The sequence below is a fragment of the Novosphingobium sp. fls2-241-R2A-195 genome (assembly GCF_030209485.1).
Taxonomy (GTDB): Bacteria; Pseudomonadota; Alphaproteobacteria; order Sphingomonadales; family Sphingomonadaceae; genus Novosphingobium; species Novosphingobium resinovorum.
The window spans coordinates 1-15896 of the sequence record NZ_JARVRY010000044.1; the positions used below are offsets into that span (position 1 = coordinate 1).

Annotated in this window: 17 protein-coding genes; 13 read left to right on the forward strand and 4 right to left on the reverse strand. The window is 64.3% G+C overall.

What is annotated here, in order from left to right; all coding sequences use genetic code 11:
• The 7 genes from QRN25_RS25635 to QRN25_RS25665 form a co-directional block, all read left to right on the forward strand.
• Positions 1-190: hypothetical protein (locus tag QRN25_RS25635; RefSeq protein ID WP_285022312.1), on the forward strand; the 190-nt coding region annotated here is incomplete at its 5' end.
• A gap of 37 nt (positions 191-227) precedes the next feature.
• Positions 228-929: a GntR family transcriptional regulator gene (locus tag QRN25_RS25640; RefSeq protein WP_285022314.1), complete on the forward strand. Its 702-nt coding sequence runs from the start codon at positions 228-230 to the stop codon at positions 927-929.
• Between the two features lie 144 nt (positions 930-1073).
• Positions 1074-2729, forward strand: a complete 1656-nt coding sequence (locus QRN25_RS25645) for an AMP-binding protein (protein WP_285022317.1) — start codon at positions 1074-1076, stop codon at positions 2727-2729.
• A 5-nt stretch (positions 2730-2734) separates the two neighbouring features.
• Positions 2735-3922 (forward strand): thiolase family protein, encoded by a 1188-nt coding sequence (locus tag QRN25_RS25650; RefSeq protein WP_285022320.1) that lies wholly within the window; start codon positions 2735-2737, stop codon positions 3920-3922.
• Entirely contained in the window at positions 3919-4245 is a 327-nt protein-coding gene (locus tag QRN25_RS25655; protein WP_285022323.1) for a Zn-ribbon domain-containing OB-fold protein, read from the forward strand. The genes QRN25_RS25650 and QRN25_RS25655 overlap by 4 nt, the downstream gene beginning before the upstream one ends.
• 10 nt (positions 4246-4255) lie before the next feature.
• Positions 4256-5530, forward strand: coding sequence for an MFS transporter (locus QRN25_RS25660; protein WP_285022325.1), 1275 nt, complete (start codon positions 4256-4258; stop codon positions 5528-5530).
• Between the two features lie 60 nt (positions 5531-5590).
• Positions 5591-6856 carry a M20/M25/M40 family metallo-hydrolase gene (locus QRN25_RS25665; RefSeq protein WP_285022327.1) on the forward strand — a complete coding sequence of 422 codons (1266 nt, stop codon included), beginning with the start codon at positions 5591-5593 and terminating at the stop codon, positions 6854-6856.
• A gap of 233 nt (positions 6857-7089) precedes the next feature.
• Here the strand turns inward: QRN25_RS25665 and QRN25_RS25670 are convergent, their stop codons facing one another.
• The 4 genes from QRN25_RS25670 to QRN25_RS25685 all read right to left on the reverse strand — a co-directional run bounded on the left by QRN25_RS25670 (position 7090) and on the right by QRN25_RS25685 (position 9905).
• Positions 7090-7266 carry a hypothetical protein gene (locus QRN25_RS25670; RefSeq protein ID WP_285022330.1) on the reverse strand — a complete coding sequence of 59 codons (177 nt, stop codon included), beginning with the start codon at positions 7264-7266 and terminating at the stop codon, positions 7090-7092.
• A gap of 121 nt (positions 7267-7387) precedes the next feature.
• Complete coding sequence (locus tag QRN25_RS25675; protein WP_285022333.1) at positions 7388-7513, reverse strand: hypothetical protein; 126 nt, start codon at positions 7511-7513, stop codon at positions 7388-7390.
• A gap of 344 nt (positions 7514-7857) precedes the next feature.
• Complete coding sequence (locus QRN25_RS25680; RefSeq protein ID WP_285022336.1) at positions 7858-9240, reverse strand: sensor histidine kinase; 1383 nt, start codon at positions 9238-9240, stop codon at positions 7858-7860.
• Positions 9237-9905 (reverse strand): response regulator transcription factor, encoded by a 669-nt coding sequence (locus QRN25_RS25685; RefSeq protein ID WP_008829971.1) that lies wholly within the window; start codon positions 9903-9905, stop codon positions 9237-9239. Before QRN25_RS25685 ends, QRN25_RS25680 begins: the two co-directional genes overlap by 4 nt.
• 329 nt (positions 9906-10234) lie before the next feature.
• Between QRN25_RS25685 and QRN25_RS25690 the strand changes: the two genes are divergently transcribed.
• The 6 genes from QRN25_RS25690 (at position 10235) to QRN25_RS25715 (ending at position 15180) form a co-directional block, all read left to right on the forward strand.
• Positions 10235-10906 (forward strand): nucleoside/nucleotide kinase family protein, encoded by a 672-nt coding sequence (locus tag QRN25_RS25690; RefSeq protein WP_285022339.1) that lies wholly within the window; start codon positions 10235-10237, stop codon positions 10904-10906.
• A complete protein-coding gene (locus tag QRN25_RS25695) occupies positions 10903-11616 on the forward strand; it encodes a nucleoside/nucleotide kinase family protein (RefSeq protein ID WP_285022341.1) in 714 nt (237 codons plus the stop codon). Before QRN25_RS25690 ends, QRN25_RS25695 begins: the two co-directional genes overlap by 4 nt.
• A gap of 19 nt (positions 11617-11635) precedes the next feature.
• The gene (locus QRN25_RS25700; RefSeq protein ID WP_285022343.1) at positions 11636-12973 is read left to right on the forward strand and encodes a lipopolysaccharide biosynthesis protein; all 1338 of its coding nucleotides are present in this window, start codon (positions 11636-11638) and stop codon (positions 12971-12973) included.
• A complete protein-coding gene (locus QRN25_RS25705) occupies positions 12970-13809 on the forward strand; it encodes a hypothetical protein (RefSeq protein ID WP_285022346.1) in 840 nt (279 codons plus the stop codon). Before QRN25_RS25700 ends, QRN25_RS25705 begins: the two co-directional genes overlap by 4 nt.
• 625 nt (positions 13810-14434) lie before the next feature.
• A complete protein-coding gene (locus tag QRN25_RS25710) occupies positions 14435-14611 on the forward strand; it encodes a hypothetical protein (protein ID WP_285022348.1) in 177 nt (58 codons plus the stop codon).
• 98 nt (positions 14612-14709) lie between these two features.
• A complete protein-coding gene (locus tag QRN25_RS25715) occupies positions 14710-15180 on the forward strand; it encodes a hypothetical protein (RefSeq protein WP_285022352.1) in 471 nt (156 codons plus the stop codon).
• The last annotated feature ends 716 nt before the right edge of the window (positions 15181-15896 follow it).

The window sequence follows — 15896 nt, forward strand, 5'->3', positions numbered from 1 at the left end:
CGCAGTGGCGACGGCGGTGATCACCCGCTCGGAAGGCATGCTGCAGCCGCTGATGAATTCTGAAATGGAGCTTCTCTCGGCGCCTACACTAAACCGCTCACGTGAGCCACACGGCCTTACGGCGATTTATGGCAACGCAACACCTGGAAATAGTGGAATTCTCGAAGAAGCGCTTGCGCACCGCCTTTAAAAGTGTATTCTAATTTTCGATTTGGAGAATGCAAATAATGACCCAGGAGCCCTCCCCGCCCAATAGCACGCTGCTCAATATCGGGGATTCCGAAGTCTACACAGAGATTCTTGGCCGCATCAAGCGAGGCGAATTTGGCGCCGACGAGCGGATCATCGATTCCCGACTGGCAACTGAATTCAATCTTTCGCGCATGCCCGTGCGACAAGCCCTGCTGCGACTTGTGCATGAGGGATATCTGGCGGGGACCACCCGCGGGTTCATCCTTCCCAGGCTCACCCACGACGACATTGAGGAAATCTTCGAAGTACGAATGATGCTGGAGCCGCGCGCCGCAGCTTCTGCGTGCCGCATCCTTGGAAACGAAGATATCGAAGCTCTGCGCGCCGCTTTGACCGAGGCCCGCCATGCGGTGGCCGAAGTACGACTTGGCGACATGATGGTCGCCAACGACCGGTTTCGACAGATCTGGCTCGATGCGGTGCCCAACCGCCGCCTCGCCGGAGCGATCAGCCGTTTCGTCGATCATGTGCAGATCGTGCGCAAGGCCACCATCATCGACGCAGGCACCCAGCATGTCGTGCTCGAATTGCTCGCTCGCATGCTGGAAGGTTTCGAGCGCTGCGACGCATTGATGGTGCAGGATACCACCCTTCAGTTCGTCGTGCGTGCGCGCGAAAGCTTCGTCGCCGCATCAGCCAATGCAGAACCCCTGCAAGGGCGCGCCAAATCCGCCTGAACTAAGCATCTGCCGCCATCGATGGCAGCTCGAATAGCTTTATGCATGAAATGCATTCAATTTCCGCAGGCTTGCCCCTCCGTATCGACCTGAACGCGGTGACGCATTGCCGTCGCCTCACATCGCAAGGACCTAGTGTTCCTCATGATCGAAGTATCCTTGGCAGCGCCCATCCCGTCGGGCGGCCATTCTTCCGCGCAGACAGGAGCTACGATCTTTTCCAGCTTCCAGCGGGCCGTCGCCGCATGGCCCACGCAGGCGTTTCTTTACGCCCCCTGCGAAGTCCTGAGCGGCGACCCGACAATCTCGCTTACGTTCGCCGATGCCATGGCATGCGTGGAGCACTTGCGCGCCGCATATGCGCAGGCGGGATTCGGCTTCGGTCACCGTATCGGACTGGCGCTAGACAATCACCCCGAGTTTTTCCTGCATTTTCTGGCGCTCAATGCCCTAGGCGCGAGCGTGGCTCCGCTCAATGCAGGCATGAGCGACGGCGAACTGAGACAGATCATGGCCCTGGCCGATCTCGACCTGGTCATATGTTGGCCCCGCCATGCCCAACGCCTTTCCGGCCTCATCTCCGAAACGATCCCGGTGGCCGAAGCGAGCATGGCAAACATCGTCCGTGCCCGCTCTCCGGCGCCATCCGGCATGGGCGACGCATCCAGCGAGGCGGCGATGATCTTCACATCGGGCACTACCGGCACCCCAAAGGGCTGCATCCTGTCCAACGCCTACTTCAACCGGATCGGCGCTTTCTATACCGAGCTCGGCGGCTACTGCACGTTCCGCCCGGGAGAAGAGCGGATCCTGACGCCTCTGCCGGTAACGCACATGAACGCACTGGCCTGCTCGTTCATGGCCGCGGTGTTCAGCGGCGGCTGTCTGATCCAGCTGGATCGCTTCCACGCCTCTACCTGGTGGCGCACGGTGCGCGAGACACAGGCCACGGTGATCCATTACCTTGGCGTCATGCCAGCGATCCTGTTACAGCGTGAGGACGCTCCTTCCGCCTGGGAAGGCCACGCGGTCCGCTTCGCGTTCGGCGCAGGCGTCGATCCACGCCATCACGCGATCTTCGAGGAACGCTACGGCTTCCCACTCATCGAGGCCTGGGCGATGAGCGAAACCGGCGCCGGCGCCTGGATCAGTGCCAGCCATGAACCGCGCCACGTAGGCGAACGCTGTTTCGGCGTTCCCCATGACGACATCGAATGCCGCCTGGTGGACGAGGAAGGCAACGAGGTGCCGGTCGGCATGCCCGGCGAACTGTTGGTGCGCGCCCGTGGGACCGACCCGCGCCGCTACTTCTTCTCCGGCTACCACAACGACGAGGCCGCCACGGTCGCGGCGTGGGAAGGCGGATGGCTGCACACCGGCGATATCGTGCGCCGCGACGAAGACGGCAGCATGTTCTTCGTGGACCGCAGCAAGAACATCGTGCGCCGCAGCGGCGAGAACATCGCCGCCGTCGAAGTGGAAGGCGCGCTGATGCAGCACGAGGCAGTAGTGAACTGCGCGGTCACGCCGGTAGCCGACGAAATACGCGGCGAGGAAGTCCTGGCGCTCGTTGAGACCTCCAACTCCGAGGCCGACAAGGCGCTGGCGACGCAAATCGCGCGTTCGTGTCTGCACAGCCTCCAGTATTTCAAGATACCCGGCTACCTCGCCTTCGTGGATGCCCTTCCCACCACAAGCTCGCAGAAACTTCAGCGCGGGGAAATCCGCAAGCTGGGACGCGCAATCGTCGAGCAGGGACGGGCATTCGATCTGCGCGCGCTCAAGCGAAAGCAGGGCTGAGCCGTATGGCCTCCACGACCATGGCCCCCGCTTGTGGGTACGGCAATGTCGCCGTGGCCTGCCCGGTAACGGTTCCCTACCAGCGTTCTAGCGACCGCCAGGCCCACTGGTTCTTCGGCCAGGCCCTGCGCCGCCTGCTGGACGCATCTGGTCTTGCCAAAGAGGAGATCGACGGCCTGGCGTGTTCGTCGTTCACGCTGGGCTCCGACACCACGGTCGCGCTGACCGAGCATTTCGACATGTCCCCGCGATGGATCGAGTGGTTGCCCACCGGCGGCGCCAGCGGCGTGATGGCGCTGCGCCGCGCAGCGCGCGCGGTCCAGTGCGGCGATGCTTCGGTAATCGCCTGCATCGCAGCCGACACCGCCAACGCCGATACGTTCGCCGCGCTGGTGTCGAACTTCAGCCGTTTCTCCAACGAGGCGGTACTGCCGCAGGGAATGGCTGGGCCCAATGGGGTCTTCGCACTCATCACCGACCACTACATGCGCAGGTTCGGCGCCACGCGCGAAGATTTCGGCCGGATCGCGGTCTCCCAGCGCGCCAATGCCGCCGGCAACCCCAATGCGTTGCTGGGCGGCCGGCCGCTTGACATGGAAGACTATCTTTCGGCAGCGCCGATCGTATCGCCCATCCACAAATTCGACTGTGTGATGCCCTGCGCGGGTGCCGAAGCATTCCTGGTGATGAGTGCAGAGCGCGCCCGCGAACTCGGCCTGCGGCAGGCGCGTGTCCTAGGCGCGATCGAGCGACACAATGCCTTTTTCCACGAGCCCGTCGCCATGCGGGGGGGCTGGGCCATGGATGCCGACGCGCTATGGCGGCAGGCGGGCATCGCGCCCTCCGCTGTGGACTGCGTGCAGACTTATGACGACTATCCGGTCATCGCGGCCATGCAGATCGAAGACCTCGGTTTCTGCGGGAAGGGCGAAGCGCCCACCTTCCTGCGCGCCCGCGACCTCACCGTCCCCGGCGATTTCCCGCACAACACCTGCGGCGGCCAGCTTTCGTGCGGCCAGGCGGGCGCAGCCGGCGGGTTCCTGCCAGTCGTCGAGGCATTGCGGCAAGTTACCGGCCAGCCGCTCGGCGCGCAGGTGCCCGGCGCCAGGATCGCCCTGGCAAGCGGTTACGGCATGGTGACGTACGACCGCTGCCTGGCAACCGGCGCCGTTCTGCTGGAGCACGCGGTATGAGCATTCCACTACAGTTCTGCCGGTCATGCGGCACCGCCCAACATCCCGCGCGCGACGCCTGCAGGGCCTGCCTTTCGGACGCGCTCGAAGTTCGCGTAACGCCGGTCACAGGAACCCTTGTCAGCGAGGCGGTGATTTATCGCTCGCTCGATCCTGCGATGGTTGCCAACGGACCGCTGCGGCTGGGGGCCATAGCAAGCCCGCTCGGCATCCGTATCCTGGCCCTGCTTGCTCCGTGCCTGTCCGCCGGAATGGCGGTCGAACTCACGCCCTGCCCTGACAGACCGGGCACCATCATCGCACGCGCGCCGCAACAGGCCTAAGGACGAGACGATGCACACAGTTTCCCCTGCCATCGACAAAAAGCGCACGCTGAACCGGGCAATCGCCGCATCCGTGGTTGGCAACACTCTCGAATGGTACGACTTCTTCCTTTATGCGACGGCCGCAGCGCTGGTGTTCGGCGACCTGTTCTTTCCCGTCGGGGCCGATCCTCTGGTCAACACGCTCGTCTCCTTCGCTGGATACGCGGTGGGCTTCGCGGCGCGGCCTTTGGGCGGACTGGTCTTTGGCCACGTCGGTGACAAGTACGGACGCAAGGCATCACTGTTCTGGACGCTGGCGATCATGGGGCTGGCGACGTTCCTGATCGGACTGTTGCCGACATTCGCGCAGATCGGCATCTGGGCACCGATCGCGCTGGTACTGCTGCGGGTGCTCCAAGGCATCGCCGCAGGCGGCGAATGGGGCGGCGGCGTTCTGCTCATCACCGAGAATGCCCCGGCAAGGCGCGAGGGTCTGTTCGGCGCGCTCAGCCAGACGGGCGTGGGCCTTGGCTTCGTTCTGTCCACATTCGCGTTCTACCTGGCTGGGCTCCTGCCCCATGACGACTTCGTCAGCTGGGGCTGGCGCGTGCCGTTCCTGGTGAGCATCTCGATCTTCGGAGTCGGCCTGTTCATCCGCTTCCGGGTTTCGGAGACATCGGACTTCCAGGCTGCGGAGGCCGATGCCCCGCTGCATGCTCCGCTGGTCGAAGTCCTGCGCAAGCATCCGCGCGAACTGCTCGTCGGCATCGGCGCGCGCCTAGCCGAGACCTGCGGCTCCCACCTCTTCGTCACGTTCGCGTTGGCCTATGGAAAGGCCGTCGGCGCCGAGGTCGATACTCTGGTGCTAGGCGTGACGCTGGGTATGCTGGCCGACAGCCTGATGATGCCGGTGTTTGGCGCCCTGTCGGACCGTTTCGGTCGCCGACCGGTCTACATGTTCGGGGCGTTGGCGATGGCAGCCTTTGCCTATCCCTTCTTCCTCATGCTGGAGTCCGGCTCCACAGGCGTGATCCTGCTTGCCTTCATCATCGGCAACGGCCTGTGCCATGCCGCTATGATCGGCGTACAGCCCGCCATGTACAGCGAGATGTTCAGTGCACGCGTCCGCTATTCAGGCCTTGCCATGGCGCACGAGGTCTCTTCCCTGATCGTCGGCTTCTCGCCGCTGATCGCGACGGCGCTGTATGCCCATTATCGCAGCCCAATACCCGTCGCGCTGTTCCTCGGCGCGATCTGCCTCATCTCCGCATCTTCCCTAATGCTCTGGCGACACGCGCGCTGACAACGTTTTCTCATCAGATCTAGCGTACCGCCCACCGCCGAAACCCAGGAGATTTACGAAGTGTCGATCGCCATTGCCTTCCTCGCGGCAGCCACGCCGCTTCCAGCAGCCCCGCCTATGCCGCCGATCGTAAGCAAGACGCTGGCTACGACCCGCTTCAAGGCTGCCGAGACGATCCTGCGTAACGACCATGAACGGTTCGTCGCCGAGATCGTAGAGATCACCCAGACCGCGTCGTGGCCATTCGGCGAAAGCAATCGCGCCAGGCTTTACGCCGACCTGATGGGCAGGAGCGGGTTCAAAAACGTGACGATCGACGGTATCGGCAACGTCGTCGGCGTGCGGCCGGGCAGGAACCCCAAGCTGCCGGCACTCGTCGTCGCCGCTCACCTCGACACCGTGTTCCCGCAGGGAACCGACGTCACAGTACGCCGGGAGGGCACCAGGCTGATGGCACCCGGTATTGGCGATGATTCACGTGGCCTTGCCGCCCTGCTGGCATTCTCCCGCGCAATGGACGCGGCCCAAGTCGAGACAGATCGCGACATCCTGTTCGTCGGCAACGTGGGAGAAGAAGGGCCGGGAGACCTGCGAGGAACGCGCTACCTGTTCCAGAACAATGCACGCGCCAGGACCGCGGCCGCATTCATCAGCATCGACAGCACCGGCGCCGGCAAGATCGTGACGAAGGGTGTCGGTTCGAACCGGTATCACATCGTGTTCTCCGGTCCCGGCGGTCACAGCTACGACAAGTTCGGGATTGTAAATCCCATGGTCCCGCTCGCGAAGACGGTCGTTGGTCTTTACGATATCCAGCTGCCGAGCGCGCCGAAAGTCACCTATTCGGCCAGTGTGGCGGGCGGCGGCACTTCGGTAAACACCATTCCGCCACAGGTATTTGTCGATGTCGACATGCGCTCAACTTCGACCGCCGAAGTCGAGCGGGTCGACCGTGAACTGCGTGCCATCGCCCAACACGCCGTCGAAGAGGAAAATGCGACCCGTTCGACGGAACGCGGCAAAGTAAGCGTCGATTTTCAGATCATCGGCAAACGCCCTGCCGGCCAGACCGACGAAAGCGGAGGGCTCGCCGCCATCGCTTTCGGAGCCGCGACCGCTTTCGGCTACGACAGCCACTTCATCGCCGTCTCCACCGACGCTAACGTCCCGATGAGTCTTGGCATCCCGGCAATCACGATCGGATCGGGCGGGATCGGCGGCGCAGAGCATTCACCCGATGAATGGATCGATGTTGAAATGTCCGAGAGTGTCAAAGGACTAAGCGTAGGCCTTGCAACCATAATATCTTCTGCTGCCGCGAGATGATGTCCGCCCGATATCGGATAATTTCTCCTTGATATTAATCGTAAAAATTGAATTACGTCGTTAAAATATTTAAAATACGAATCCATAGCAACGGCACAATGGGTCTATCTCGGGTCAGCCACGCATAACCTGCGGTCTCATTACGGCCAACCACAGCTATCCTTAACCCTTTGCTCCCCACGGTGCCGTGCGTCGGAACCTCGCATGAGCCTGCGGTTGTCACTGGCGTGCGATCACCATGCGGTTTCGTCGCACAGGCAGCAGGCATCCTTTCTGCGCTCGTAGCCGTTGGTCCCCGCCAGTTCGCGCGCGGCATGATCGGCGTGTTCGAGTAGGCTTATACCGAGCTTGGTCGTGAGGCAGGTATCGCAGACCGGTCCGGGCGACAGGCACGCTACGATTTTTTCCACATCCTGCACCCCCAAAAAGAAGGTGGGCCCGGGACCGGATCGCCCACAGCCGTGCGACGAAGCGAGGGGTCAAGGGACTGCGCGCATGAAAAAGCCGGGGGTATCAAGTCGCCCCCGGCCCTCATTCAGCGACGACCCGCAGCACGTCCTCGCCGGACAGGTCGAGCAACCGGGCGAAGAGCGCGCAAAGCCCATTCAGCAACCCGCTTCCTCCCGTAACGGTCGGCTCCTCGGGCGAGAACACCATGGCCTCCCCGGCAAGCGGGGGTGGGCGGCGAAAGCGACCGGCAGGTCCGTCAAAGGCGCTTTCCCCGCCGCGCGCAAGGCGGCAAGCTCGCCGATGCGCCGCAGGCCTCCCTCGCGCCCCGAACGGGCGGGCCAGCCCCTCGCCATTGTAGGTCAGCACCGAAAGCGTGGTATTATGGGCACCCCGTCGGCCGCCAGCTCCACGCGCGGCGCGGGGACCTGCGCGGCCTTCATGTGCCGCAGCGGCGGTGCCGTGCCACAACCACTGAGGAGAATGAGACAGAGCGCCGCCAGTTCATGCCTTGTGGTCATCGTCAATGAGGCTTCGATGAGCGTGAGGAAAAGTCAGCCTTGGGTGGATGGCAGGGTCAGCACCACCAGCAGGCCCGGCCCGTCCGGGCGGTCCTCCAGCCGGATCGTGCCGCCGAGCAGCGTCATCGCCTTGCTCGCGATCGAAAGGCCGAGGCCGCTGCCCGAACTTGCCGAACCGCCGTGCTCGAAACGCAGCAGCAGCCGCTCACGCTCGGCGGCGGGCACGCCCGGACCGCGATCCCCAATGGTGACGATGAGCCGGTCTCCGCCGCGCACGATGGCGATGTCGAGATGGCCCCCGCCGCGCGCGTGCCGCAGCGCATTGCCGATCACCGCCGACAACGCGATCTGCAGCAGCGAAGCATCGCAGCGCCAGCGCACGATATGGTCGGGGATCACGCTCGCCTCGATCGCGTCGGCAGGCAGTTCGATCAGCGCATCGGCGACGACTTCGGCCACCAGCGCATGAACGTCCACCGATCGCGCCGCCACCGAGGTGGCATTGAGCCGCGCCAGCGTCAGCATCCCGTCGACCAGGTGATTGGTGCGATCGACCATCGCCAGCAGGCGCACCACGTCCTCGCCCAGCGCGGCAGGCGCAAGGCGGCGCAGGACTTGCGCCTGTGCACGGATCGCGGCCAGCGGCGTGCGCAGTTCGTGCGCCACGTCGTCGGTGAAGGCCTGCTCCAGTTCATAGGCGTTCTCCAGCCGGGCGAACAGCTTGTTGAGCGCCTCGATCAGCGGCTCCACATCGCGCGGCCATTCCTCGGGCTCCAGCGGCTGCAGGTCCGACAGCGAGCGTGCGCCCAGCGTCGAGGCCAGCCGCTCGACCTGCGACAGACTCTTGCGCAGCGTCCACCACAGCACCAGCATCGCCGCCAGCAGCAGCCCCAGCATCGGCAGCGCCAGTTCGCCGCTCAGCCGCGCGATCGAGAATTCGCGCATCGCCCCGCGCTCGGCCACGACAATCAGCAGGCGCGGATCGCGGCCGCGCATGCCGTAGCTGCGCCAGGCACCGCCCAGCGCCTGGAAATCGTGCAGGCCGGGCCGACGCGGCATCGCCGAGACCGGCGCTCCCCAACCCGACTGCGCGACCGGCCGGCCTTCCCAGAAGACGGTGAACATGCACGAATCGTAGGATGCCTGGAACGCCTGCGTCTCCTGCGTGGAGAGCAGCGGATCGCCGTCGACGCCGACCAGCCGGTCGTGCCGGACTAGCACGCCCGCCGCCAGATCGTCCTGCATCATCATGTAGAGCAGGCGCGAGGCGTTCACCAGCTGGGCGTCCGAAGCCCGCTCCACTTCGCGCAGGGCGACCGAGTAGAGCACCCCGCCGATCGCCAGCCCGGTCAGCGCCAGCAGCAGCAGCACCCGCCGGTACAGCTTCATCGAGAGCGAGGAGCGCCGCCTCTTCATGCGTCCTGCCCGCCCACCATGTAGCCGAGGCCGCGCGCGGTGCGGATGAAGTCCTTCCCGAACTTTCGGCGCAGGGCGGAAACCGCGACCTCCACGGTGTTGGATTCCGCCCAGTTGTCCTGATCGTACAGCTCGGCCTCAAGATCGGCCTTGGACACGAAACGGCGGCTGCGGCGCATCAGCAGCGCGAGCACGCGGAACTCCTTGGCGGTCAGCGGCACGTCCTGTCCGTCCAGCGCGGCGACATGGCCAGTGAAGTCCAGCGTGACACGGCCGACCTCGATGCTGTCGTTCTGCCGCCCGTCGCGGCGGCGCAGCTGCGAGCGGATCCGCGCGGCCAGTTCCTCAAGGTCCACCGGCTTGACCACGTAGTCATCCGCGCCCGCGTCCAGCCCGGCGACGCGCTGCTGGGTGCGGTCGAACGCGGTGACGATGATCACCGGCGTCGCGTCGTGCGCGTCGCGCAGATCGCGCAGCACCTCCAGCCCCGAGCCGTGCGGCAGGCCGATGTCGAGCAGGATCACGTCGTAATCGTTGCTGCGCGCGGCAGCGAACACATCATCCCCGCGCGTGAAGAGATCGACCACGTAGCCTTCCAGCTCCAGCGCCCGCCGGATTGCCGGGCCAAGGTCGGCATCATCTTCCGCAAGCAGCAGGCGGGGCAACGCGAAAGCTCCGGCAGGGAGGAGGGAAAGGCGTAGAAACCGCCCGAATTCGGTTCCGGACTACGCCGGGAATCGGGGCTCGTCAAATCGCACGAAGGCCGAATTACAACGCGCCGCGCGCATCAGCTTCGCATCAGGTTGGGAGACTAGAGGCCCGATCCCGGGCCGCGTTGCAGGCACCGGATCACGAGGGTGCCCCAGACTTAGCGCAACATGGCTACAGAACTATGACGATCCATACCTCACCTGACCGAATTACCATTTTCTCTCCTTTCGATGCGACGCTCGGGCGGGGCGCGGCGCAGCGACGGGGCGCGCTGGCGCCGTGCGTGGCGCTGATCGGATGCGACGGGTCGGGCAAGTCCACCCTTGCCCGCGACCTGACCGCGCTGCTTGGCCGCGAAGGGCCGACGCGCTCGATGTACCTCGGGCTCGGCACCGGCGACCTCGGCCGCCGGATCGGGCGCATCCCGCTCGTCGGCGCACTGGCCGAGAAATTCCTGACCGGCAAGGCCGACAAGGCCCACGCCGCGCCGGACAAGCGCCTGCCGGGACTGGCGACGGCGCTGGCGATGTTCGGTTTCTCGCTGGCGCGCAGGCGGCGGTTCGAAAGAGTGCTCGCCTTCCGGCGGCGCGGCATCCGGGTGGTGACCGACCGCTATCCACAGGCGGAGCTGGCGGGCGGGTTCGACGGTCCGGGTCTGGCGTGGACGCGCCGGGGGTCGGCTTTGGTCGAGCGCCTCGCCGCGCGCGAACGGCAGCTCTACGAGGACATGGCGGCCTATCGCCCGACACTGGTGATCCGCCTCAACATCGATGTCGAGACGGCGCTCGGCCGCAAGTCGGACCACACCCGCGCGCCGCTGGAACGAAAACTGGCGGTGATGCCGACGCTCAAGTTCGGCGGCGCGCATATCATCGACGTGGACGCGACGCGGCCTTATCCCGAAGTGCTCGCCACCGTACTCGCGCTGATCCAGGTCGAGGCACCGGCGGCATGACCCGGGTTCCTCCGCTGATCGCCGTGATCGGCTGCGACGGCTCGGGCAAGTCCACGCTGACGCAGGAACTGCAGGCATGGCTGGGACAGCGGCAACCCACCGTGACCTGCCACCTCGGCAAGCAGTCCGGCAACATCGGCCGCGTGATCGCGCGGCTGCCGCTGCTGGGCGGACGGCTCGACAAGTCGATCCATGCCAAGGCCCGCAAGGCGCAGGGCGAGAAAGGCCCGGGCCTTGGCGCGGCGCTGGTGATCTACGCCTTCTCGCTGCGCCGCCTGCTCCGCTTCCGCCGCATGATGCGGCTGCGCGGCGAAGGCCGCACGATCATCGCCGACCGCTTTCCGCAGCTCGAAATCCCCGGCCCGATGGACGGACCCGGCCTTGCCGCAGCGCGCCCCGGCGGCCTCATCGGCATGCTGGCGGCATCGGAACGGCGCATGTTCGAGACGATGACGCAGCAGCCGCCCGACCTCGTGCTGCGGCTCAACGTCTCGCTCGACGTCGCTGCCGCGCGCAAGCCGGACCACCGCTTCACCTCGCTGGCGCGCAAGATCGCCGACGTGCCGCGCCTGCGCTTCGGCACCGCGCCGGTCGTCGAACTGGACGCCGAAGCGCCGCTGGAACAGGTGATCTCCCGCGCCAAGGTGGCGGTGAACGCGCTGCTGATCGCACACGAAGGCGGCCTCCCTTTCGCCGGAGCCGCAGCATAGAACAATGGCAAGCCTACCCATGAAACGCTGGTTCTCGGACGGAGTGTTCCGCACCATCGTCCGCAACGCATCCTACCTCGCATCGGGCAAGATCGGCGGCGCCCTGCTCGGCCTGATCGCGCTCGCCTGCGCCGGACGCGGCATGACGCCCGCGCTGTTCGGCACGCTCGTGCTCATCCACTCCTATGCCAACGGCGTAGGCGCGGTGGTCAAGTTCCAGACCTGGCAGTTCATCGTGCGCTACGGCGCCCCCGCGCTCGAGCGCGGCGACACCGCGATCTTGCGCGACGTCACCGGATTTGCGGTCGGCCTCGATCTCGCCAGCGGACTGATCGGCCTTGCGGGGGGCCTGTTGCTGCTGCCCCATGCCGCCGGATGGTTCGGCATCGGCGCCGAGAACCTGAACATGGCGATGCTCTACTGCACGCTGATCCCGACGATGACGGCGGCGACCCCCACCGGCGTTCTCAGGGTGTTCGACAGGTTCGACCAGATCGCGCTGCAACAGCTGGTGACCCCGCTTGTGCGCGCGTTCGGTGCCGCTTTGTCCTACCTGTGCGGCTTCGGCTTCACCGGTTTCGTGCTGACCTGGTACATCGCCGACTTGTCCGGCGACTTGTGCCTGTGGGCACTCTCCATCCGCGAACTCCGCCGTCGCCGGATGACCGACGCACTGCGGCCCGGCCTGTTCGGCCCGGCGCGGCGCTTGTCCGGCGCCTGGGGCTTCGTGTGGACCACCAATGTCGCGCACTCGATCTGGGCGGCATGGGGGCCGGTCAGCAACCTCGTCGTCGGCGCCCTGCTCACCCCCGCCGCCGCAGGCCTGTTCAAGATCGCCGCGACGTTCTTCGATTCCGCCAGCAAGCCCGCCGAACTCCTCTCGCGCAGCTTCTATCCCGAGATCATGCGGCTTGACCCCAGTAGCCGCCACCCGTGGCAGCTGGCCGTGCGCAGCGCGCTGATTTCCGGCGCGATCGCCGTGGTGGTCCTGCTGATCGTGTCGATCGGCGGCGAACCGGTGATCGACCTCGTGTTCGGCAAGCGCTATGTCGAGGCTTACGACCTGCTCCAGCTCATGACCGCCTCGCTGGTCGTGGCGATGGCGGCTTTCCCACTGGAATCGCTGCTTTACATGGCCGGGCGCGAACGCTCCGCGTTGGTGGCGGAAGGTACGGCGGCGTTGGGCTATGCGGTGCTGCTGGTCGTGCTGATCCACCTGTTCGGACTGTGGGGCGCGGGTCTGGCCTACGTTGCCGGGGTGTGCCTCAAGACCGCGTTCATGCTGGTGCCGACGCTGTCGGCCTATCGCGGCCGTCACGCTCTGCCGCACGGCGGGCAAGCGGAGGCGGCGGCATGAGCACCCTTGCCCCGTACCCCCCCGAAATTCTTGACGCCCTGTTCGAGGCCGTCGAGATGGACGACGTCGTCGACCCCGTGGTCAGCCTGCCCGACCCGATCCCCGTCGCTTGCGGAGAGGCTGACATGCGCCGCTGCCTGGACTTGTGCGTACAATTCTGGCGCGAAGGCGCGAACCGGGCGGACTTGCGCGCGCTGACCGCCACGCTGCTGCTGACCGGCGATCTGCCGTCCGACGCGCGGCGGCGCTACAAGCTGATCCGCGCACGCTACAAGCACTTGCGCTTCGCCCTCGTCCTCTACGGCAGGAACCACCGCGCCCCGCTGCTGTTCCGCGCGACGGTGGCGGTGATGGGACACCTGCAAGACTCTTACCGCAACGGGCGCCGAACGGCGGTGCTGGGCTATGCGCTGCTGCTGCGGATGCTGCTGATGCGCTCCGTGTGGATCGCCGTACAGCGCGAAGTCGCGGGTGTGCGGCTGGACGGCGCCGAAGGGTTCCTGCGCTTCCGCCGCGCCGAAGTCGGCCGCCTCAGGCTATGGCTGGGCGAGGGGCTGGGCGAGGCCAAGCTGACCGCGCACCGCTTCCACGCCATGCGCAAGATCATCAGCCGTCAGGTCTCGTTCTACGACACCATGCGCACGCTGGAACCCGACGAGAGGATATTCCGCATGTCTCGCTTCCTCAGCGCGATCAATGGGCTGATGGGCAGCCTTCACGACGATCTGGTCGAGGAATCGGTCTCCGGACGCAATGACTACCATCGCGACGAATTCCGCGTGCCCCAGGACATCCGCGACCGCCTGAGCACCTTGACCCGGGCCTACCCGAACTGACCCTGTCCCAGAATATATCACCGATGGGAATGAGAGGAATCTGGCAAAGTCGAAGCTAAGGGAAGCTGGAGATTTTGCATGAAGAAGTCGAAGTTCATACGCGAGTAGATCGCATTCGCGCTGCGGCAGGCGCATGCTGGCATGCTGGGCGCAGAGGTGTGCCGGAAAAGAGCGGGACACGAGGTCTGATGCAAGAAGCCCCAGCGCCGTGGTGGTCAGGTTCATGCGCGAGGCGTCGCGAGCCGAGATGCCGACGTAGCGGCTGATGGCCTCCGCCATTTCCGCACGCGTGAGCGTCTTTGGTTGCTGCGGCAATGAATGCCTTCTCCTAGAAAAGTCATAACTCGGCAGTCCCAAGAACAGTACTCGGCAAACAAAGGGTTTTGTCGATTGGGGACTGGTTGTGGTGGGCTGCAGCGATCCGCCGCGCCCAGACCCGACGCCCCGTCAGGCAGGAACGATTGGGACGACAACACACTTGGGAACACAAAATCGATGGAAAAGCTGAGTGGAGAAGCCAAACTTTACACTACGTCCAGCTAGGTCCGGCTCAGCATGGAACAAGTCTGAATCCTTGTTGATTGCCGCTGAGAAGTGCCCCTGCCCTGGGTCGATACGGATCTACATGAGCGGCGATCCGCGTGCGATGCCTTTAGACGACTTCATCGAACAGATCATGGTCGCGCTGGCCAGCGATGATCCGGAAATCTGGTCGATGCTGCAAAGCCGCTGCGCGACAATCCAGAAGCGCATGAACATGCGCTGGTCACCGCCTTCGACAAGAGCGCGGCGGACAAGCTGATCCCGGTCTCAGCATGAAGTGCAGAAGCGGGGCCATTGCTGGCCCCGCTTCTTGCATCGACTCTTTGCAGACACCAGCCCATTGTGACAGAGTTCAGAATGCGCTTGCTCGTTGCATTGATCGCCATGTTATTCGTCGTTGCTTGCGGCAAAGCGGATCGTCCTGAAATCGAGAAAATCGAGATAAGGCAATCAGGCTGGCAATCTCAGGATGTGACAATAGCGTCAACGGGCCTCGGCAATTATCATATCAGCGAGCCTTACCCAGAAGGGCAAAGTGGCACCTTCAAAATGACCCACGAGCAGTTCGTGAGCTTCTTATCCAGTCTTGAGCCATATCGGGCCGATGCAGAACCTTATACTGACGAGAGTGCTTTGCGCTTTATCAAGTACCCGTGCCCACCCAAAGTGCCTCGCACAACGGACGCGGGTGCCATCTATATAAGGTGGAGAGGCCCGGAGTACGACATGCACTTCCTGATGAATTTCGGATGCAATTCCAAGCACCATGCGAAACGGAATAGCCAACTGCGCCGTACCTTCGAACAGTTGCCGCTGCCTCGTCACTGAACGCTACAAATGTCCGAAAACCACCCCTTTCGGCCCATTAGGATGCCAAAGGCCGCATTCCAAAGCGGCCTGTCCGGTGCCCGCCGCTCGGGAAGAAATGCAGCCTGACCGGACACGCCTCATTGCAATCCTTCGGCAATTGAAGGACCATCCCTTTATGGTAGACCGTTATTCTTAGTTTCGGGCAGGGGCGGTGGCACTTGCCATTTCTATATCGGGGCAAGCTATGGCCGCAGACGATCCTACGACCGGATTGACATTGCGCGGCACGAGATCAGCAGTTGAACAGTTTATTCGGGACAGTACATCCGGCGCGCATACTTGGACCATTACGCGGCGCTGGTCTGATGGGAACGGGCAGGAACTCGTCCGTCTCGCGTGGGATCAGCGACCTTCATTCGAAGAAGCACCGGAAATTCTAAGAATCTCGATGGCAGCGCAGGATTTGAAGTTGGCCGTTCAAGATGCAAAGGTTCTTGAGATTACGCGGTAGGAATGACCGCCATTCACCCCTTCCGGCCGTCAGGCGACGGGAAGCCGATGCCCAGAACCGGACGTTCTTGCGCGCTTCTGTTCATAAAATTGTGCGAGGAAAAACGGACCTGACACGGACACGGTGTTTCGTGGAGCTCGGCTCTTAGCGTCTAAGTCGTTGTATTGTTTGGTTGCGGGGGTAGGATTTGAACCTACGACCTTCAGGTTATGAGCCTGACGAG